Here is a 20,600-nt window from a genome sequence, read left to right as displayed (position 1 = left end):
CGTTCATGCTTAAGAGGACTTGATGAGCCGGATTGCCTACGTCAACGGACAATATGTGCGCCACACCGATGCCGCTGTGCACATTGAGGACCGCGGGTATCAATTCGCTGATGGCGTCTACGAGGTTTGTGAGGTCTGGAACGGCAACATCGTCGATGTCCCGCGGCATCTGGACCGGCTCGACCGCTCTTTGACCGAGCTTCAGATTGACTGGCCGATGACACGGTCGGCAGTCGAATTCGTGCTGAGGCAGGTGGTGCGCCGCAACAAGGTCCATGACGGGATTGTCTATATTCAGGTCACACGCGGCGTTGCCAAGCGGGATCATTTCTTTCCGGCAGACGACGTTGCCCCGTCCATCGTGATCACCGCGCGCCGGTCAAGCCCGGAAGCTGCGAACGCACAAGCGGAAAAGGGAATTTCCGTCTTCAGTTATCCGGAAAACCGGTGGCCGAGGGTCGATATCAAGACGGTTGCTCTTCTCCCGAATGTGCTTGCAAAACAAGCCGCTAAGGAAAAGGGCGGAAAAGAAGCCTGGTATGTGGACGCAGATGGCTGCGTGACGGAAGGCGGATCGACCAACGCGTGGATCGTGACAAAAGCTGGGGCTCTCGTAACCAGGCCCGCAGAAAACGGTATCTTGCGCGGTATCACACGCACAGTGATTCTGGACCTGATCGAGCGCGAAGGGCTCGTGTTCGAAGAGCGGCCATTCACACTTGAAGAGGCCTATGAAGCCAAAGAGGCTTTCGTCACGGCGGCTTCGACAATCGCGATGCCTGTTATCCGAATTGATGACAGGATTATCGGAAATGGGCACCCGGGTTCGGTTGCAACCCGATTGCGTGAACAGTTTCATACTGCTACTGATCTTCAGGCGGTATGAATCGCAAGGGCCTGCCCGTTTAGGGCTGGGACAGGGAAACTGGGGCAGACAGGCTTCCTGTATTGGGCAATGCAAAAAATATGCGGTTGTTACGTTAAAGTCAGTTGATTGATCGGCTGTTGACGATAAGCTGCGGATAGACCGGATGCTCGGCCGCATCCGGAACAAACAGGATAAAAAGACTGATGGCTGAGCGCGCACAAAACCTACAAGACACGTTCCTAAATCACGTTCGCAAACAAAAAACTCCCCTGACAATTTTTTTGATCAATGGCGTTAAATTGCAGGGTGTTGTCACGTGGTTCGATAACTTTTGCGTTCTGCTGCGCCGCGATGGGCATTCCCAGCTTGTCTACAAACATGCCATTTCCACAATTATGCCCAACGGACCTGTACAATTGTTCGATCAGGCAGAGGAAAACGCTGAAAAGGCAAACTGATTGAAACCGAAGTCTCGCGCGGACGACTTTTCGAAATCAAACGGAACCGAGGAACCGGGGCTGAAATCCTTGCGCCAAAAAGATGCGGGGGTAGACCGTCTGCCCCAGCCTTTCCGCGCGATGATTATAGAGCCGGATCTTCAGACACGCAGTGATGCGTCCGGCACCGCTCTCCACTCCAATCGCAGCCCGGAAGCCAGGCTTGAAGAAGCGATTGGCCTCAGCGCTGCCATCAATCTTACAATCGTTCAATCCGGCATCGTGCGCATCAACAATCCGAAGCCGGCAACCCTGTTTGGCGAAGGTAAGGTTGCTGAGTTTGCGGGGCTCGTGGCAGCTGAAGATCTCGACCTCGTCGTGATTGATCATCCGCTGACGCCCGTCCAGCAGAGGAATCTCGAGCGCCGGTTGAAAACGAAAGTGATCGACCGAACCGGCCTGATCCTGGAAATTTTCGGCGACCGAGCCCGGACCAAGGAAGGCCGGCTTCAGGTCGATCTGGCGCATTTGAGCTGGCAGAAAAGCCGTCTGGTGCGATCTTGGACCCACTTGGAGCGCCAGCGGGGCGGAGCAGGCTTCATGGGCGGTCCGGGCGAGACCCAGATCGAGGCCGACCGGCGCCAGATCCAAGAGCGTATCCTGGTCCTGCAGCGCCAGCTTGAAAATGTCCGGCGGACACGCGACCTTCATCGCAAGAAGCGCAAGAAGATCCCGCAGCCGGTCGTGGCTCTGGTCGGCTATACCAATGCAGGCAAATCTACGCTCTTCAACCGGCTAACCGAGTCCGATGTCTTTGCCAAAGACCTCTTGTTCGCGACCCTGGATCCAACCTTGCGAAAGGTCACGCTTCCGCATGGCCGTGAGGTGATCCTGTCGGACACGGTCGGTTTCATCTCGGATTTGCCGACGCATCTTGTGGCTGCCTTCCGGGCAACGCTTGAAGAGGTTCTTGAGGCAGACTTGATCCTGCACGTGAGGGATATCTCCCACCCGGATACGGACGCGCAGGCAGAAGACGTTAAGAAGACCCTCATTGACCTTGGTGTCGACGCCGTCTCCGGCGCACCGGTCATCGAAGTGTGGAACAAAATTGATTGCCTCGACCCGGCGTACCGCGAAAAACTGCTCGCGGAAGCCTCTAGCGACGGGCCTGTCGCGCTATCGGCCTGGACAGGTGAGGGGCTCGACAGATTGTCAGTCCGGGTCGACGCCTTCATGGCACAGCATGACGACATCCTGTCGGTCAAACTGCCGGTCTCCGAAGGTGCCTTGCTTGCCAAGCTCTACCAGATCTCGGAAGTGCTTGAGCGTTTGGATGGCGATGAGTTCATCACGGCCGAGGTGCGCGTATCCGACAAGCAACGGGGACCTTTCCGCGAGACTTTTTCAAGCTTTGTTGTCGCCGGTGACGAAAGCTAGCGGGCTTCGAGGTTACTGGACGGGCCGCATCTCCACCGATTGCGGCACGAAACGGCAGCAAACAAGCTGGTGAAGGTTCACCGTTGGCAGAACCTTGTTCAACTGGTCCCGGCGAACCCGGTTTTCGGGGGTGTCTTTGAATGCGACCAGCAGCGGCTTGCGAAACAGGACTTTGGAATGCGCGCGGATTGAGCCCAAAGCCATCTCCTCGGCCAGAAAAAGCATTACATTCGGATCGGTGATCGCCACGTCGACACGGCCGGCCGCAAGCATGCGCACGAGATCACGTTCCGTATCCGCACCGGCATCCCCTGCAAAACGCTGGTCAATCTCGGCTTGCAGCGCCTCCGGATAAACATAGTTGGACACGAATCCCACCGTGTATTTATCGAAAACCTCTTGCAGACTGTTCCATCTAACAGGCTGCCCAGCGGTGAAGACGACCCCGATCTGGGACATCTCGACAGGTTTCGATGAAATGTAACCTTCGAGAATTTCTTCCGGCCATGCCGGGAAGAACGCAAGGTAGTCATTTTGGGCCGTAAGAGCCTTGGCGCGGGGCCAAGCCATGTAGTCGATTTCCAACTCGACGTTGATCCTGGCAAGTGATGATCTCAAGACAGCTACGGCAATCCCGTCTTCATCAAGCATCGGTCCGGCATAGGGCGGCCAAACCAGCGACGCGATCCGCCAGGTTTCCGACAGAGCGTTTTTGCCGGACGAGACCAGCAGGACAACGCCAAACCACATTATAATAAGATGCTTCATGCCCGCCGGACGTCCATAATCGTAGGCGGATACAATCAGGCATCTAGTGGCCGGTTGTAAATCTTGCGAATTTTACTCGGGCGACAGCCTGCGGGTTCCGGGCTGCCTTGCAAAGACCGTTAAACGGCGGCAGGCCGTTTTGCTGCTTGCCAGGCGTCCTCCATCTGGTCGAGAGTCATGGCGTCCAAAGTCGTTCCGGATGCCGCCGCCTGATCCTCAATGGCGGAAAAGCGGGTTCTGAATTTCCGGTTTGTGCGCTTGAGTGCCTCCTCAGGATCAATATCGAGATGCCGCGCGAGATTGGCGAGCGCGAACAGAGTGTCACCGAGCTCACCGGCAATTTTATCGCGGTCGGGTTCCGGCGCGCTCAGCTCTGCGTCCAGTTCATGAGTTTCTTCACGGATCTTGTCCAGCACCAGCCGCGGATCATTCCAGTCGAAACCGACTTTTGACGCCCGGCGCTGCAATTTGTCTGCCTCAAGGAGAGCCGGGAAGGCACTCGGCACGTCATCCAGGAACCCGGTCTTCGGTTCAGGAATACCCTCAGCGGCGCGGGCGGCTTTCCGCTCCGCCTTTTCCTCCGCCTTGATCCGCTCCCAAATGCCTTTAACAAGCTCCGGCTTTTCGCCCGTCTCATCACCGAAGACATGCGGATGGCGCCGGATCAGTTTTTTCGTAATACCCTCAACAACATCTTCGAAGTCGAAGTGTTGCTCCTCCTCGGCCATGCGGGCGTGGTAGACCACTTGCAGGAGGAGATCACCAAGCTCCTCGCGCAGATTGACATAATCCTTGGCGTGGATGGCATCGGCCACTTCATAGGCTTCTTCAAGCGTGTAGGGCGCGATCGTCTCAAAGGTCTGCTCAAGGTCCCATGGACACCCTGTTACGGGCGTGCGCAGCGCTGCCATGATTTCGATGAGACGGGCAATATCGCGGCTGGGGGTCATGAAAGGTCCTTGGTGATTTGAGCGGGACAAAACCTGCCTCCTATGTCGCAGGTTCGCCCGCTTCTTTCAATCCGGACAGTCGCCCCCCGAAGGATTCGCCTCCTGATGAACAAATGAAACAAAATTGAACTTGATCACATTTGGTGTTTCCGTGCAGATCTCTTTCAAACACCCGGGAAGCGCCCTAAAATCAGCAACGACAGTAGAGCCTTAGCGCTCGTCCGGCACGTCCAGGGCGGGTTCTGGCAATGCTCGCAACCCAATTGACAGAGAGCTCATCGATGAAACTGCGATATCTAATTCCGGCGCTTGCCGGTTGTCTTGCAACGGCTCCGGTCCAGGCAGATGAGGCCTGCGGCGATGTCGTTATTGCGGAGATGAACTGGGCTTCCGCCGCTGCCATGGCCCAGATCGACAAGATCATCTTAGAGGAGGGCTTTGGCTGCGATGTTGAGCTGGTGATTGGTGACACCGTACCGACCTTCACATCAATGGTCGAAAAGGGCGAACCCGACTTTGCTCCGGAGATCTGGGTCAATTCGGTCCGCGAACCGCTCGATGCCGCTGTGTCGGAGGGCAAGATCCTCATCGGCGGAGAGGTCTTGAAGGAAGGGGGCGTGCAGGGGTTTTGGATACCGGCAGCGCTCGCAGAAGAACATGATCTGAAGACCGTTGCCGATGCCCTGGCCCGGCCAGAGCTGTTTCCTGGGGCAGAAGACGGCACCAAGGGAGCGTTTCACACCTGCCCGCCGGGATGGGATTGCGGCCCGATCAGTGAAAACCTGCTGAGAGCCTACGGTGCCCTGGATGGCGGCTTCGAGATTGTCGAAACCGGGTCCGCAGCAGCCCTTGATGGCACCATCGCGCGGGCCGTGGAACGGGGCGAAGGCTGGATCGGCTACTATTGGGGCCCGACGGCCCTTCTTGGAAAATACGAAATGACCCTGCTTGATTTCGGCGTGCCGTTTGATGCGCAGGAATGGGCCAGATGCACCTCTGTGCCGGACTGCCAAGATCCGAAGAAAAACGGCTGGCAAACCGGTGAGGTGTACAGCCTGGCAGCCGCGCCCTTTGCGGAAAAAGCCGGTGTTGCGATGGATTATGTCACCAAGCGCAGTTGGGACAACGCCACCGCCAGCGCGGTTCTGGCTTGGATGGATGAAAATCAGGCCACGAGCGAAGACGGTGCCTACTTTTTCCTCGAGAGCTTTCCCGATGTCTGGACGGCCTGGGTGAGCCCTGAAGTTGCCGAAAAGGTCAAATCAGCCCTTTGAGGAGCTAGCGGACAAGGTTCCGCCCCGCACAAGAGCGCGGGGCGGTTTTTGCCGTATTGTCACAAGGCTTGGCAGGCGGCACAGTAATAAGCCTTCCGCGTATCGATCTCGACGCGGGTAATCGCGCCTGCACATGCGGGGCAATTGTCCTTGCCGAAGATGTTTACCCGTTCCCGGTACCGGCCTTTTCCGGGCGCAGCATTATCAACCGTGATGATCGCATTGCGTTTGACACCGAGCTCCAGCAGCTGGACGGCATCCGCCCACAAGCGGTCGAATGCCTCGCGGGTTAAATCCTTCCCGGGAAGATCAGGATGGATCCGCTGCCGCCACAGGATTTCACTCCGGTAGATGTTGCCGATGCCGGCCAGCACAGACTGGTTCATCAGCAATTTGCCAACTGAGGACCGGCTTTTCGAGATCCGGGTGAAGACGAGATTGGGATCGGCATCCGGCCTCAAAAGATCCGGGCCGATACGGGCGGTCAGCCTGGCAAGGTCATCTGGATCCAGAATTTCACAGGCGGTCGGTCCGTTGATGTCGACAAGATGGGTGTCCCCCGCGAGCCGGATCCGGACTGCGCCGCGCGGCTCTGGCTCCGGCATTTTCCGCTTCCGGATCCGGCCAAACAATCCAAGGTGAATGTGAAGGATAGCCTCGCCTTCAAAGCGGTAAATCAGATGCTTGCCATAGGCCTCGACGTCTCCGCACACCCGTCCGTCCAACCAATCAGCGCCTTCTTCGAAACGGCCCTGCGGCGAAGAAACCCGAAGCGCGCGGCCCTTCAATATCTTGCGGTGGTCTCGGGCGGCACGGTGGATCGTATGACCTTCAGGCATGAATGCGCTCTGGTGAGAAAGTGGAGGATATATGCCGCGGGTGCGGCACATACCAAACACTAGGGCACCCTCAATGTCAGGAAAGGCCCTGCCGGTGGATTGGCGAGTAGGGTTTCTGAAAACGCTGCCCGCACTAACCCCGCACGGATGGATGCCAGAAAGTAACAGCGCGCTCTAGAAACGCCACCAGACCGTAAAACGTCATGCCAGCGAGCGCTGCAACGGTAATCTCGGCCCAGACCAGATCAAGATCCATGCTGCCGACGGCGGTTGAAATCCGGAAGCCCATCCCCGAAATCGGCGAGCCGAAGAACTCCGCCACAATTGCCCCGATCAGCGCCAGCGTTGTGTTGATCTTGAGCGCATTGAAGATAAAGGGCATGGCCATTGGAAGGCGCAGCTTGAAAAGCATCTGCCAATAGTTTGACGCATAGGTTCGCATCAGATCCCGCTGCATCGCCTCGGAGGCCGCCAGCCCGGTGACCGTGTTCACCAGCATCGGGAAGAACGTCATGATGATGACAACCGCAGCCTTGGAAGGCCAGTCGAACCCAAACCACATGACCATGATCGGGGCGACACCGATGATCGGTAGCGCCGATACCAGATTGCCGATGGGCAGCAACCCCCGGCGCAGGAACGGCACGCGGTCAACGAGAATAGCAATGATAAACGCGCTGCCGCAGCCAAGGGCATAGCCAGCCAGGACGGCCTTCAGAAATGTTTGCTTGAAATCGGTCCACAGGATCGGCACGGAGGTTATCAGCCGCGCCCAGATCTCGGACGGGGAAGGCAACAGTGCATTGGAGATCCCCTGACCGGGTTTACCGGCCCCGGTCACGATCAATTCCCACAACACCAGCAATGTGATCCCAAAAACAGCCGGGATTGCGAGATTGACAATCCGGCTGAGGATAGGCGAACGCAGGTTCCAGCTTGCCAGCCGATCGACAAACAGCCATGCAGCAGCCCAGTTGGCAGCTGTCAACGCCCAAAACCCAGTCGCAGCCAGCCCTACATGGGCGCGGACACTTGTAATCAGCAGATAGGCCGACACGGCGGCCACCACGCCCAGGACCAGATCACCTGCCTTGTTGCGGGCAAAGCCAAGCTCATACCGCACACCGGCGAGGGCGAGGATCACCAGACAGGCGGCAAGGCGCGGCACTGACAGAACACCGATATCGGGTTCAAAAACGGTAGAGACAAAGCCAAGGCCAACCATCGCCACGATGAACCAGGCCAGCACCGAGGACATCTCGATTTTCTTGGAAAGACTTGCCGTTGTCATCGCGCCAGCCCCATGCGTTTCAAGGTGAGTTTTTCAAGCGCGCCGATCAGGGCAACCAGTGAGCCGGCAAGAATGGCTGCCATGATCAGGGCCGACCAGATCTGAACGGTTTGCCCATAATAAGACCCGGCAAGAAGCCGCGCCCCAAGGCCCGCAACAGCACCGGTTGGCAACTCACCGATGATGGCGCCAACGAGAGACGCCGCCATACCAATTTTCATCGACGTGAAGAGATATGGCACGGCATAGGGCAGGCGAAGCTTGAAGAAGGTTTGCACGCGCGTCGCCGAATAGGTGTGCATCAGATCCATATGCATGACTTCGGGCGAGCGGAGCCCCTTCACCATGCCGACCGTAACCGGGAAGAATGAGAGATAGGTTGAGATCAGCGCTTTGGGCAGCGTGCCCGTGATCCCGATATTGCCAAGCACCACGATGATCATGGGCGCAATCGCGAGGATCGGAATGGTTTGCGATGAAATCACCCAGGGCATCAGCGACTTGTTGAGCACCTGACTGTGCACGATCCCGATGGCGAGCAAAATGCCGAGCCCGGTGCCAATCGCAAAACCGAGCAGGGTGGAGGTCAACGTGATCCCGCTATGATAGATCAGCGAGCGCTTGGAGGTGATCTTCTTTTCCACCGTCGTGTCCCAAAGCTCGATCGCAACCTGATGCGGGGCCGGCAGCTTGGGACGGTCCTGCGCCATTGTATCGGCCACCAGCTGGCTGAAGGGGACATCGACGCGGTCCGCGCGCTCATAAAGGTCCCGCTGGAACGGCGCGTTCAAGGCAAACGTGCCAACATACCAGATGGCCAGAATGGCGAGCACAACGACAAGGACCGGACCGGCGGTCCCGGACATCAGACCGGAGAAGGGATTGGTGCTGCGGGAGGAAGAAAGGGCGGCATCGGTCATTGGATCACCGCTGGTGTTTGCAGAACTCTCAGATTTGTCATCCCGGACAAGCAAAGCGGGATCCGGTATCGGTGGGGCTCAAGGGCGATTGTGGCGTCCCGATCCCGGCTCTCAGCGGAGCTTCGGCCGGGATCACGCTCGTTGAAGATCTGCAAATCAGTCATCATAGGAGTGCCCCGCCTTGAGTCCCTCGCGGACGCGGTGGGCAATTTTCAAAAATTCGGGGCTTTCGCGCAGGTCAAGCGTGCGATTGCGCGGTAAATCGCTGTCAATCACATCGTAAATCCGGCCAGGACGGGGGCAGAGCACCACAATCTTGGTCGACAGGTAGACGGCCTCCGGGATGGAATGGGTGACGAACACAACAGTCTTGTTGGTCTTGTCCCAAAGCTGGTGCAGCTGATCGTTGAGGTGATCCCGGACAATTTCATCAAGCGCGCCGAACGGCTCATCCATCAATAGAAGATCCGGCTCCACCGCGAGAGCGCGGGCAATGGACGCCCGCTGCTGCATACCCCCGGACAGCTGCCACGGATATTTCTGTTCAAAGCCGGCAAGGTTGACCAGTTCCATGTTCTTGGAAATGCGTTCCTGCTGCTCTGCCTTGGAAAGGCCCATGATTTCAAGGGGAAGCGCAATGTTCTTGGCAATCGTGCGCCAGGGATAGAGCGCAGCTGCCTGAAACACATATCCATAGGCCCGGTTCAGCCGCGCCTGCTCTGGCGAGAGACCGTTGACGGTAATGCTGCCAGCAGTCGGCTGTTCCAGATCGGCAATCACCCGCAAAAGCGTGGTCTTGCCGCAGCCGCTCGGCCCGATAAAGGAGACGAAATCACCTTCCTCGATCTTCAAATCGATATCGGAAAGCGCATGCACCGGGCCGTCATTGGTCTGGAACGTCAGCGAGAGTTTCTCGATGTCAATCACCCGCTTGGCCTGTTCGCTCATGGCATCTTCCAGTCCATCTTCAATTTCCGCAGCAGTCAACATACTTTCCCCAGTTCCCGGCAACGGCAGCCCGTATCTTCCGTGTCTGCCGGCAGATGTTTCCCGCCACCGGCAGACGCGGTGTTGATCTTAAACCCCACTCACGGGAATGCCGGTCCGCTCCACCTTGCGCGGTGCGGTGAGTTCCTTCCAGGTGGACAGGGCCTTGTTCACGGCCTGGAACGGCTCGCGCTTGACGAACTCGCCATGTCCTTGTTGCGGATTGACCGTGCCGTCTTCCACGGCAACCCGGCCGCGTGTCAGCGTATACCGCGGAAGGCCCTTGACCTGCTTGCCTTCAAACACGTTGTAGTCGATGGCCGATTGCTGCGTGGAGGCAGAGATCGTCTTTTCCTTGGCTGGATCCCAGACAACGATATCCGCATCCGCGCCAACCAGAATGGCACCTTTTTTCGGATAGATATTGAGGATCTTTGCAATATTGGTTGACGTCACCGCGACAAATTCATTCGGCGTCAGCCGGCCGGTACCGACCCCGTAGGTCCACAGCATCGGCATGCGGTCCTCAAGTCCGCCGGTCCCATTCGGAATCTTCGTGAAATCACCAATCCCGGTGCGCTTCTGGTCCGTGGAAAAGGCGCAGTGGTCGGTGGCAACCACCTGAAGGGACCCGGAGGCAAGACCCGCCCACAAGCTGTCCTGGTGCTTTTTGTCCCGGAAGGGCGGCGACATGACACGGCGGGCGGCGTGGTCCCAATCAGCGTGTTTGTATTCGCTGTCATCCAGTGTGAGGTGCTGGATCAACGGCTCGCCGTAAGCGCGGATGCCGTTTTGGCGCGCCCGGCGGATCGCCTCATGGGCCTGTTCCGAAGACGTGTGCACGATATAGACCGGAACGCCCGCCATATCGGCAATCATGATCGCCCGGTTGGTGGCTTCGCCTTCCACTTCCGGCGGGCGGGAATAGGCATGGGCTTCCGGACCGTTGTTGCCTTCCGACAGGAGTTTTTGCTGGAGCGTTGCAACGACGTCGCCATTTTCCGCATGGACGAGCGGCAGGGCGCCCAGCTCCGCACAGCGCTGAAAAGAGGCGAACATCTCGTCGTCATTCACCATCAAGGCGCCTTTGTAGGCCATGAAGTGCTTGAAGGTGTTGATGCCCTTTTGCTGCACCACGGTCTGCATCTCGTTGAAGACCTGCTCACCCCACCAGGTGATCGCCATGTGGAAGGAGTAGTCACAGTGCGCCATGGTGGACTTGTTGTCCCACATCTGGATCGCTTCAAGCAGGCCCTGGCCGGGCGAGGGCAGGGCGAAGTCGACCACCATCGTGGTGCCGCCTGCAAGTGCTGCACGGGTGCCACTGTCGAAATTGTCAGAGGAAAACGTGCCCATGAACGGCATTTCAAGATGGGTATGCGGGTCGATCCCGCCGGGCATGATGTAACAGCCGGTCGCATCCAGGGTCTCGTCGCCGGAAAGGTTCGGACCGATCTCGACGATCTTGCCCCCCTCAACCTTCACATCCGCCTCGTAGGACAGGTCCGCGGTAACAACGGTCCCGCCCTTGATCACTTTACTCGTCATGTTGTTCCCCTCATGCGTTCGTTCTTCGCAATCTTGTTTATCCGTCTTGATCGGTCACCGTCGGGCTCTCCGATCCCGGATCTCACGTTGTTCGTCCGGGATGACAAAGACCAGTGGACAGTACGCGACCCAATCCACCAAAAATGTCCGTCGTCATCCCGGACAAGCGAAGCGCGATCCGGGATCGGGGAGCCCCGGCTACTTGTTCAAGTCCTGATAAAGATCGCTCCATTCCGGATTATCTTTCTCTATCAGTTCAAATTTCCACTGGCGCCGTCAGCGCTTGATCCGTTTTTCCATCTGTATGGCATCGGCGAATTCATAAAATTCCTGATACCAAACCAAACTTCTTACGCTGTATTTTCTGGTGAACCCTTCGATCTGTTTTTCCCGATGCTCATAAACCCTTCTGGCCAAGTGGTTGGTGACGCCCGTGTAGAGCGTTTCATAGGGCTTTGACGCAAGGATGTAGACCCAGGCTGACACCGCTTATGCTTCTCCTTAGACAGGCCGCTGGCTCTCCGATCCCGGATCGCGCTGCGCTTGTCCGGGATGACCGAAGAGGGGGCGCAAAAACCCCAGCTTTTGTCATCCCGGTTGAGCCGGGACCGGTAGGCCTCAAGACCAGCCTTAACTCCTCACTCCACAATCTCCGCCGTCTCGACCACCGCGTGGAACAGCACGTCACATCCGGCCTTGGCCCAGTCCTTGGAAATCTCTTCGGCCTCGTTGTGCGACAGGCCGTCGACACAAGGGCACATGATCATTGCGGTCGGGGCGACCTTGTTGATCCAGCAGGCATCGTGGCCCGCGCCCGAGATAATGTTCTGGTGCGAATAGCCGAGCCGTTCCGCCGCGTTGCGGACAGCCGCAACACACGTCTCGTCGAAGGTGACCGGATCGAAGCCGCCGACCTTTTCAAATTCAACCTCAAGGCCCATTAGATCGCAGATCTTCTTGGCGCCCTTCTTCATGTCCTCTTCCATCTGGGCGATTACATTGATGTCCGGCGAGCGGAAGTCGATGGTGAAGACCACCTTGCCCGGGATGACGTTTCTGGAATTCGGATAAACATCGATATGCCCGGCAGCGCCGACCGCATGCGGCTTGTGGGACCAGGCGATTTCATCAACGAGGTCGAGGATCCGTGCCATGCCAAGACCGGCGTTCTTGCGCATCGGCATCGGGGTTGACCCCGTGTGGCTGTCCTTGCCCGTGATCGTGACTTGTGTCCAGGACAGGCCCTGTCCGTGGGTGACCACACCGATATCCTTGCCTTCGGCCTCCAGGATTGGGCCCTGTTCGATGTGAAGCTCGAACATGGCGTGCATTTTGTCCTTGCGGGCGCCGACTTCCTCATCGCCCACCCAGCCAATGCGCTTCAGTTCGTCGCCGAACTTGAGGCCTTCAGCGTCTTCCTTGGCATAGGCTTCATCGAGGGTGTGGATGCCGGCAAAAACGCCGGAAGCCAGCATGGCCGGGGCAAAGCGCGTGCCTTCCTCATTGGTCCAGTTGGTCACCACAATCGGGTGCTTGGTCTTGATACCGAGGTCGTTCATGGTCCGGACAACTTCAAGCCCGCCGAGAACACCAAGCACACCGTCATATTTGCCGCCGGTCGGCTGGGTATCAAGGTGCGAGCCGACATAAACGGGCAGGGCCTCCGGATCGGTGCCGGGCCGTGTCATGAACATGTTGCCCATCGTATCGACACCCATGGTCATGCCGGCATCTTCACACCATTTCTGGAACAGCTTGCGCCCTTCCGCATCGGCGTCCGTCAATGTCTGGCGGTTGTTGCCGCCGGCAACCCCGGGGCCGATCTTGGCCATATCCATCAGGCTGTCCCACAGCCGGTCGGCATTGATGCGAAGATTTTCGCCCGGAGCTGCCATATCGTTTATCTCCTCAAGAGGTCTTTGTTTCTCAGGTCAGTCGATGGTTTCAAGAACGGTTCTGAGCTTGCCGAACAGCTCGTCGATCTGGCCCTTGGTGATGATCAGCGGCGGGGAAAGCGCAATGATGTCACCCGTCGTGCGGATCAAAATGCCGTCGTCATAGGACTTCAGGAAGGCCGAAAAGGCGCGTTTGGTCGGCTCACCGGCAATCGGGTCCAGTTCAACGGCGCCGATAAGCCCGAGGTTCCGGATGTCGATGACATTCGGGCAATCCTTCAAGGAGTGCAGCCCGTCTTCCCAGTAGCCGGCAAGATCCGCCGCGCGGGTGAGCAAGCCTTCGTCCTCATAGGTGTCCAGCGTTCCAAGGGCGGCGGCACAGGCGACCGGATGGGCGGAATAGGTATAGCCGTGGAACAGCTCGATCATATGAGCCGGTCCGTCCATGAAGGCCTGATAGATATCGGAGGTACAGAACACGGCCCCCATCGGAACCACACCGGATGTCAGCCCCTTTGCGGTGGTGACCAGATCCGGTGTCACACCGAAATGATCCACCGCAAAAGGCGAGCCGAGGCGGCCAAACCCGGTGATGACCTCATCGAAGATCAACAAGATGCCGTGCTGGGTACAGATCTCGCGAAGACGCTCAAGATATCCTTTGGGCGGAATGAGCACGCCTGTCGATCCCGCAACCGGTTCGACAATCACAGCGGCGATCGTCGACGGATCGTGAAGTTGAATGATCCGGATCAGATCCTCGGCATATTCCGCACCGCTTTCCGGCATCCCGCGCGAAAACGCATTGCGGTCCGGGTCATGCGTATGGCGCATGTGATCAACGCCCGTGAGCATTGAGCCGAAGTGTTTACGGTTATTGACAATTCCGCCAACGGAAATACCGCCGAAACCGACGCCGTGATACCCGCGTTCGCGGCCAATGAGCCGGGTACGGGTGCCCTGGCCAATCGCGCGCTGGTAGGCGAGGGCAATTTTCAGGGCGGTATCGACACTCTCAGACCCGGAATTGGTGAAGAACACATGGTCCAGCGGCGACGGCATCATCGCCGCAAGGCGCGCTGCCAACTCAAACGCCTTTGGATGGCCCATCTGAAACGCGGGCGCATAATCGAGCTGCGCGACTTGCTGCTGGACCGCTTCAACGACCTTCGGCCTCGAGTGTCCGGCATTGCAGCACCAAAGGCCGGCGGTACCGTCCAGAACCTGACGGCCATCGGACGTTGTGTAGTGCATGTCCTTGGCCGACACGAACATGCGCGGGGCCTGCTTGAACTGCCGATTGGCCGTGAACGGCATCCAGAAAGCTTCAAGGTTGTTGGTAGCAGCCTGGCTCGATGCTGCTGATGCCGGTGCCGACATACGTCCTCCTTGCGGCCAGGTTTCCTGGCCGACTGTTGATCACTTACAAGGGGGAGAGTAGACATGCTGAAGCTTCCGCGCAAAGGCGGAATCGCGTCTCAGCGTTCGGTCCTCTCCATCCGCTGCTCAATCTGCCACCGGAACGGGCGTTGCCTCATTGTCCGGTGACGAAACCTCTGGTGTGCCTCGTTGGGCAATGCCGGTTTTCCGGCAATTTTTCCGGCCAAAAAGCCAAATTCGATGCCAGCTTACCAACACCATTGCGGTGAGGAATCGGATCGAATAGCCTTCTGACCACTTGGTCAATTTACGGTAGGATTGATTTGACCAACTGGTCAAGATGCAAATTCGGTCGACATGACTAATTTCTGATCATCTGGCTCTGGATGGGCGCCACAGGAGAGTGTGAATGGCAGATATCGGCGGGCAAACCGCAGCGGCTTCGAAACCGGTGGGGCTGAGCCGCATCCAGGAAAAAAACCGCAATCTCATCTTGGAGGCGGCCCTGGGAGAGTTTTCCCGGTATGGCTTTTCCGGTGCGACCGTGGAACGGATTGCAGCCGAAGCGGGCATGTCGAAGTCCAATCTCCTGTATTATTTTGCCTCCAAGGAGGCCATCTACAATGCGGCTCTTGCACATATTCTGGATGTCTGGCTTGCACCGCTAAAGACACTTGATGCCAATGGCGACCCGGCCGAAGAACTTGCCGCTTACATTCGCCAGAAGATTGAGATTTCCGCGTCCTTTCCCGAGGCGTCCAGACTGTTCGCCAATGAGGTGATGCAAGGCGCACCACAGATCCTGCCGATCCTTGAAGCTGACCTGAAGCGCCTCGTAACCGAGAAATCCGCAATCATCGACGGCTGGATTTCAGCTGGAAAGATAAAGCCGGTCGACCCGCTCCATTTGATTTTCACCATTTGGGCAACGACGCAGCACTACGCGGACTTTTCCGTTCAAGTACGGGCGCTGACCGGACGCGATTTATCGGACCCCGGCTTCAAGGCGGAAACGGAAATGGCCGTCACAAGCCTGATCCTGAACGGGATTGGGCTGGACTGGCCGAAGGAAGCAGCATCCAGCGCATGACCGACCGACCTTCCGACCATCAGGCAACCGGCCGTATTGAAATCACCAACCGCTACTGGATCCATAAAGATGATCTGAGCGAGGATTTCATACGCGCGTCCGGTCCAGGCGGCCAGAACGTCAACAAGGTTTCAACCGCTGTTCAATTGCGTTTCGACCTCTCTGGCAACACAACCTTGCCCGAAGACGTCAAATCACGGGCAGCAAGGCTCGCAGGCAGCCGGCTGACGCTCAACGGCGAAATCATTCTACAGGCCGACCGGTTCAGAACCCGGGAACGCAACCGGGAAGACGCCCTCAACCGCTTGATCTCCTTGCTCGCCAAGGCAACGGAAAAACCGAAACCGCGCAGGCCGACCAAACCGACCCTCGGTTCGAAAAAACGGCGCCTTGAAGCAAAGAAACAGCGCGGTCAAATCAAGAAAATGCGGGGCAGGGCCGCGCATGACGGCTAAATGCGTCACTGTAGCCCGGCTGACGGCCCGGCATTGCGTGTTGATATTCAGGCGGAATGAACCACATCCCGGGTTCCGGCGTTATTGCCACAACAAGTATTTTGGAAAACAAGGACATTCCGCTGGATGCCAACCGCAGACGCGTCTCTTCCACAAGTGCCAGCGGTCTTGGCTGGGCCGGTTGTGCGCCGGACCCTGCCGGATCGCCTGACCTTTTGGCTCGCAGCACGCGCGCCGGCACGGGTCCGCATCGAATTGATGCCTCCAGACTCTCCGGAACTGGTTTACGAGTTTGATTCAAGCAGTACCGGGCTTGCGTGTCTGAAGGCAGGCGAAAACCTTTGTTATCTCCTGATTGACCTTGCGCTTGAGGCTGATCTTCCCCAGGAAACGCTGATCGGCTATCGGATTAGCCTGTTGATGGATGACGCGCCCGAGGACGGGTGGCAGGATCATACGCACTGGGCGCCGGACCTGTGTTATCCGGACCGGCAAACGCCGTTCCTGCGGGTTCCCCGCAAGGTTTCCTCGGTGATGCACGGCTCCTGCCGCAAACCGCACAGCAAATGCCTGGACGGGCTAGTGGCGGCCGATCAGGTCGTTGCCGATGCAATTGCTTCCGGCTCATCCATGCCCGATACCCCTCACATCCTGCCTGAACTACTCGTCCTGAGCGGCGACCAGGTATACGTCGATGACGTTGCCGGCCCCATGCTGCAGGCAATCATGCATCTGACAGAAGTGCTTGGCCTTCCCGATGAAGCCTTCCATGGCACTCAGGACGGTCTGCCAGATAGCGGATCGGCCCTGCGCACAAGTGGCGGCTGCCTCTATCACCGGGACGACCTGCTTCCCAAGATTGATCAAAACGCATCTGTCTTCGATGTTCTTTTCGGCGGTACAAGCAAACCGATCTTCACCTCGGCGCATGCCCGCAACCACCTGATAACACTTGGCGAAATGCTCGCCATGTATCTGCTAGTGTGGTCTCCGGAAGCTTGGAAGCTGATCCCTGAACTGACCGCTCCCGCCACGTTGTCCGAGAAGGACCGGGCCATGTATGAGCGGGAAGAAAGGGCGATCACAGAATTCAGGACAAGCTTGCCGAGAGTGCGCCGGCTTCTCGCTCATTTGCCCACCGCCATGATCTTTGATGATCATGACGTGACCGATGACTGGAACCTGTCGCTCGCCTGGGAAGATGCCGCCTACGGTCATCCCTTGTCACGCCGGGTCATCGGAAATGCCCTGATTGCCTATGGCATAAACCAGGGTTGGGGCAACCGGCCGCAAAAAATCCTGACGGACTTGAGACCGGCATTTGCGGCGGCCTTGTCCGCCCCGGGGTCGCAGGATCATGAGGACGCCATCGATACCATCCTGGACTATGAGGGGTGGGATTTTGAATGGCCGACAGATCCCCCTTTGATCGCGCTGGATACCCGGACGCGGCGCTGGCGGTCAGAGCGCAACGGCCACTATCCCTCCGGACTGCTGGACTGGGAAGCTGCGACCGATCTTCAAGCGAAATTGCGGGGCAAGGATGCTGTCCTTCTGGTATCGGCTGCCCCGATTTTCGGGGTAAAGCTGATTGAGGCAGTACAGAAATTTTTCACGGTCATCGGAAAACCCCTTATGGTGGATGCCGAGTACTGGATGGCTCATCCAGGCACTGCCAGCGCGATCCTCAACATCTTCCAGCACCGCAACACGCCACGCCACTTCGTGATCCTGTCCGGGGATGTGCATTATTCTTTTGTTTACGATGTTGAGCTGAGGAACGGGCGGACGGCACGCAATGGCGTATCTGGAGAAAACCCCGAGATCTGGCAGATCTGCTCCAGCGGCATCAAGAACAAATGGCCGGACCGCCTAATTTCATTGCTCGATCAAGGTAACCGCTGGGCTTTCTCGCCAAGGTCACCGCTCAATTGGCTGACCAAGAGGCGCGGCATGCGGATTGTGCCCCGCAAACCTGTCGGGACGCCCCATGGGCACCGGATCCTGAACGCCGCCGGTATCGGTCTTGTCGAACTTGACGACGAGGGAGCGCCAACGCGGATCCGCCAGATCACCTCTGACGGCAAGAGCTTTCCCTTTGAACGCAGGGAAGAGGAAGCGCGGCTTGATTAGCAGCCTTACCTGACCGGTTTTCGTGTCTTGACGGTCATCTTAGGGGTTTATTCGGCGGCCCGGATGGGCTTCTGTCATGCCGCATCACTCTTGTCGAGCTGATTGGTTTGCGGCGCGGTCGACTCACGGACAACTAGGGATCCACGAATGGAAAAGTCTTTCTGGTCCGACTGCGACGACAGCAACCGGTCGAGCGCTCTGGATGCCAGGTCTTCGATTGGCTGCCGCAGTGTTGTCAGCCGCGGCACGACCAGGGAGGCAAGCTCGATATCATCAAAACCGGCGACAGAAAGCTGTTTCGGCACGGAAATTCCGATATCCCGTGCACATCTCAAGACACCGATGGCCTGCTGATCGCTGGCAGTTGCGATTGCTGTTGGCCGCAAGGCCGGTTCCTTGTCCAAGAACCGTCTCCCGATCTCTTCGCCAGCGTCAAAATCGAACTGGCCATGCTGGACGACAATATCAATCGGGTCACCCGGCGTAGACAGTTCGGTAATCCGTCCAACAAATCCGGCCCGCCGGTCACGCGCAACTTCCATATGCTCCGGACCGGCGATATAGGCAATCCGGCGATGTCCGATCGAATGAAGATGATCAGCAACACGCCGCGCACCGTCCTTTTGATCCGTTGTCACCAGCGGGTGGCTCAAGTACCGGCGGTCGAGAGAAACAATCGGCAGATCCGTGTCAAACGGCTGGCTGTCATCAGAGCTGGCAACGACGATGACGCCGGATACCGCCCGGTCCTGCAATGCCCGGACCTGCGTCCGTTCCGCATCCGCATCATGGTGGGAGTTTGCCAGCATCACAGACAGGCCGCGCGTAACTGCCTCCATTTCAATATACTTGGCGAGCTGCGCAAAAAACGGGTTGGTGATGTCCGGAACGATCAATCCGATGACATCAATGTTCTGGTTCCGGTGTCCCGCCGCCAGAAGCCCGGGATCGAAGTCAAGTTCTTCCATGGCAGCGAGAACCTGCTGCCGCAGCTGATCGATCACACTGTCGTTGTCCGCAAGCACCTTGAAAACCGTGCTAACGGATACGCCGGCCGTCCGGGCCACGTCTTTGATTGTCGGCATACCCAATCGCTCTCGCCGTCTGATTTCTTAAACTTGAAACATTCAATCGGCTGTCAATCAAGAAAAAGAAGTCCTTAAGTTATAGCACTGGTAAAATTCAGAGGTTTCATTGCGAATATTACGCAGGGTTTAAACGCCTTTGATTGCTGCACCGTCAAACCGGCATAAGCAAACGAATCGTCGGATTGCCCCCGGTCCTTATTGTCTCACTTTCTCACAGGCGCCGTGGATTCCCGGATGATAAGTGCGCCAGGAATGGCAAGATCGCTGCCGTCCCAAATTTCAGCAAAGATTTTTTGAAGCGCGTTTGCGGCAATGTCTTCCGTCGGCTGGCGCAGTGTTGTTAGTCTTGGTACCACAAGAGAGGCGAGATTGATGTCGTCAAACCCTGTGACCGATAGCTCCTGAGGCACATGGATGCCAAGGTCTCTTGCACTGCGTAACACGCCAATCGCTAGCTGGTCGTTGGCGGCGGCAATCGCGGTGGGTCTCTTGTCCTCGGCAAGATTTTGCAGCAGTTTGCGGCCAGTCATCTCGCCGGAATCATAGTCAAACTGTGCTTGAACGACATTCAGGTCGATCGGGTCTTCGTGGGTCGACAGCGTCTTGATGCGTGCCATGAAACCATCACGCCGGGCACGCGCGACCTCCATGCTGTCCGGACCGGCGATATAGGTAATACGCCGGTGACCGAGCTTGAACAGGTGATCCGCGATCTTTCCAGAACTTTCAAAATGATCGGTCGCGATCAACGGATGAGACCCGAACCGGCGGTCAACCGACATCACAGGAATGTCTGTGTCAGACGGAACATGCCCGTCTGAGGCAGCCGCAATCAAGATCCCGCATACGGAGCGGTCCTGAAAAGCAGCGATCTGGGTGCGTTCCACTTGCGGGTCGTCATGAGAGTTGGCCAGCATGACCGAATGCCCACGTTTGGCCGCCGCCATTTCGATGTCTTTTGCCAGCTGGGCGAAGAACGGATTGGTAATATCCGGGACGATCAGTCCGACCACATCGATGCTGTTGGTCCGCAAGGCGCGCGCGGCACGGTTCGGCTTGTAATCAAGCTCTTCCATGGCCGCCAGAACCCTCTGCTGGAGAGGTTGCTTGACAGTCGCGTTGCCGGCCAAAACCCTGGAGACCGTGCCAACGGAAACCTCTGCCTTTTTGGCGACGTCTTTAATCGTTGGCATATGTCGTCAGTCTCCTTACGGCCGGTCCGTGAGACTATCAACCA

At 57.7% G+C, this 20,600-nt stretch carries 19 protein-coding genes; 7 read left to right on the top strand and 12 right to left on the bottom strand.

Annotated features, from left to right (window positions below):
• Positions 1-22 precede the first annotated feature (22 nt).
• The 3 genes from E1180_RS20460 (at position 23) to hflX (ending at position 2,745) form a co-directional block, all read left to right on the top strand.
• A complete protein-coding gene (locus tag E1180_RS20460; protein WP_155194313.1) occupies positions 23-886 on the top strand; it encodes a D-amino-acid transaminase in 864 nt (287 codons plus the stop codon).
• 182 nt (positions 887-1,068) lie between these two features.
• Positions 1,069-1,326, top strand: a complete 258-nt coding sequence (gene hfq, locus E1180_RS20455) for an RNA chaperone Hfq (protein WP_187300740.1) — start codon at positions 1,069-1,071, stop codon at positions 1,324-1,326.
• Positions 1,327-2,745, top strand: coding sequence for a GTPase HflX (hflX, locus tag E1180_RS20450; protein WP_155194312.1), 1,419 nt, complete (start codon positions 1,327-1,329; stop codon positions 2,743-2,745).
• Positions 2,746-2,757: 12 nt separating this feature from the next.
• On the opposite strand, the gene E1180_RS20445 is transcribed toward hflX, so the two are convergent.
• Together E1180_RS20445 and mazG are read right to left on the bottom strand one after the other, a co-directional pair.
• Positions 2,758-3,513, bottom strand: a complete 756-nt coding sequence (locus tag E1180_RS20445; RefSeq protein ID WP_155194311.1) for a substrate-binding periplasmic protein — start codon at positions 3,511-3,513, stop codon at positions 2,758-2,760.
• 119 nt (positions 3,514-3,632) lie between these two features.
• Positions 3,633-4,463, bottom strand: coding sequence for a nucleoside triphosphate pyrophosphohydrolase (gene mazG, locus E1180_RS20440; protein ID WP_155194310.1), 831 nt, complete (start codon positions 4,461-4,463; stop codon positions 3,633-3,635).
• A gap of 281 nt (positions 4,464-4,744) precedes the next feature.
• Between mazG and E1180_RS20435 the strand changes: the two genes are divergently transcribed.
• Positions 4,745-5,737: an ABC transporter substrate-binding protein gene (locus E1180_RS20435; RefSeq protein WP_155194309.1), complete on the top strand. Its 993-nt coding sequence runs from the start codon at positions 4,745-4,747 to the stop codon at positions 5,735-5,737.
• Between the two features lie 59 nt (positions 5,738-5,796).
• On the opposite strand, the gene E1180_RS20430 is transcribed toward E1180_RS20435, so the two are convergent.
• The 8 genes from E1180_RS20430 to aptA all read right to left on the bottom strand — a co-directional run bounded on the left by E1180_RS20430 (position 5,797) and on the right by aptA (position 14,597).
• On the bottom strand, positions 5,797-6,576 hold the full coding sequence (locus E1180_RS20430) for an Fpg/Nei family DNA glycosylase (protein ID WP_155194308.1): 780 nt from the start codon (positions 6,574-6,576) through the stop codon (positions 5,797-5,799).
• Between the two features lie 133 nt (positions 6,577-6,709).
• Positions 6,710-7,867 (bottom strand): ABC transporter permease, encoded by a 1,158-nt coding sequence (locus E1180_RS20425; protein ID WP_155194305.1) that lies wholly within the window; start codon positions 7,865-7,867, stop codon positions 6,710-6,712.
• Entirely contained in the window at positions 7,864-8,787 is a 924-nt protein-coding gene (locus tag E1180_RS20420) for an ABC transporter permease (protein WP_155194303.1), read from the bottom strand. The genes E1180_RS20425 and E1180_RS20420 overlap by 4 nt, the downstream gene beginning before the upstream one ends.
• A 156-nt stretch (positions 8,788-8,943) precedes the next feature.
• Positions 8,944-9,735 (bottom strand): ABC transporter ATP-binding protein, encoded by a 792-nt coding sequence (locus E1180_RS20415; RefSeq protein WP_155194888.1) that lies wholly within the window; start codon positions 9,733-9,735, stop codon positions 8,944-8,946.
• A 129-nt stretch (positions 9,736-9,864) separates the two neighbouring features.
• On the bottom strand, positions 9,865-11,322 hold the full coding sequence (gene hydA, locus E1180_RS20410) for a dihydropyrimidinase (protein ID WP_155194301.1): 1,458 nt from the start codon (positions 11,320-11,322) through the stop codon (positions 9,865-9,867).
• Positions 11,323-11,598: 276 nt separating this feature from the next.
• The gene (locus E1180_RS20405; RefSeq protein ID WP_425280941.1) at positions 11,599-11,808 is read right to left on the bottom strand and encodes a GIY-YIG nuclease family protein; all 210 of its coding nucleotides are present in this window, start codon (positions 11,806-11,808) and stop codon (positions 11,599-11,601) included.
• A 152-nt stretch (positions 11,809-11,960) separates the two neighbouring features.
• Positions 11,961-13,217 carry a Zn-dependent hydrolase gene (locus E1180_RS20400; protein WP_155194299.1) on the bottom strand — a complete coding sequence of 419 codons (1,257 nt, stop codon included), beginning with the start codon at positions 13,215-13,217 and terminating at the stop codon, positions 11,961-11,963.
• A gap of 36 nt (positions 13,218-13,253) precedes the next feature.
• Positions 13,254-14,597 carry an omega-aminotransferase AptA gene (aptA, locus tag E1180_RS20395; RefSeq protein ID WP_155194297.1) on the bottom strand — a complete coding sequence of 448 codons (1,344 nt, stop codon included), beginning with the start codon at positions 14,595-14,597 and terminating at the stop codon, positions 13,254-13,256.
• Positions 14,598-15,006: 409 nt separating this feature from the next.
• On the opposite strand from aptA, the gene rutR reads away from it, so the two are divergent.
• From rutR to E1180_RS20380, 3 genes are all read left to right on the top strand, one after another.
• Positions 15,007-15,687: an HTH-type transcriptional regulator RutR gene (gene rutR, locus E1180_RS20390; RefSeq protein WP_155194294.1), complete on the top strand. Its 681-nt coding sequence runs from the start codon at positions 15,007-15,009 to the stop codon at positions 15,685-15,687.
• On the top strand, positions 15,684-16,142 hold the full coding sequence (gene arfB / locus E1180_RS20385; protein WP_155194291.1) for an alternative ribosome rescue aminoacyl-tRNA hydrolase ArfB: 459 nt from the start codon (positions 15,684-15,686) through the stop codon (positions 16,140-16,142). Before rutR ends, arfB begins: the two co-directional genes overlap by 4 nt.
• Positions 16,143-16,268: 126 nt before the next feature.
• Positions 16,269-18,275: a metallophosphoesterase family protein gene (locus E1180_RS20380; RefSeq protein WP_155194288.1), complete on the top strand. Its 2,007-nt coding sequence runs from the start codon at positions 16,269-16,271 to the stop codon at positions 18,273-18,275.
• Positions 18,276-18,349: 74 nt separating this feature from the next.
• On the opposite strand, the gene E1180_RS20375 is transcribed toward E1180_RS20380, so the two are convergent.
• Both E1180_RS20375 and E1180_RS20370 read right to left on the bottom strand, forming a co-directional pair.
• The gene (locus E1180_RS20375) at positions 18,350-19,360 is read right to left on the bottom strand and encodes a LacI family DNA-binding transcriptional regulator (RefSeq protein WP_155194285.1); all 1,011 of its coding nucleotides are present in this window, start codon (positions 19,358-19,360) and stop codon (positions 18,350-18,352) included.
• 206 nt (positions 19,361-19,566) lie between these two features.
• Entirely contained in the window at positions 19,567-20,556 is a 990-nt protein-coding gene (locus E1180_RS20370) for a LacI family DNA-binding transcriptional regulator (protein ID WP_155194283.1), read from the bottom strand.
• Positions 20,557-20,600 lie beyond the last annotated feature (44 nt).

This window comes from Roseibium denhamense (assembly GCF_009711415.1).
Taxonomy (GTDB): domain Bacteria; phylum Pseudomonadota; class Alphaproteobacteria; order Rhizobiales; family Stappiaceae; genus Roseibium; species Roseibium denhamense.
This window is presented reverse-complemented; position numbering and strand designations above follow the sequence as displayed.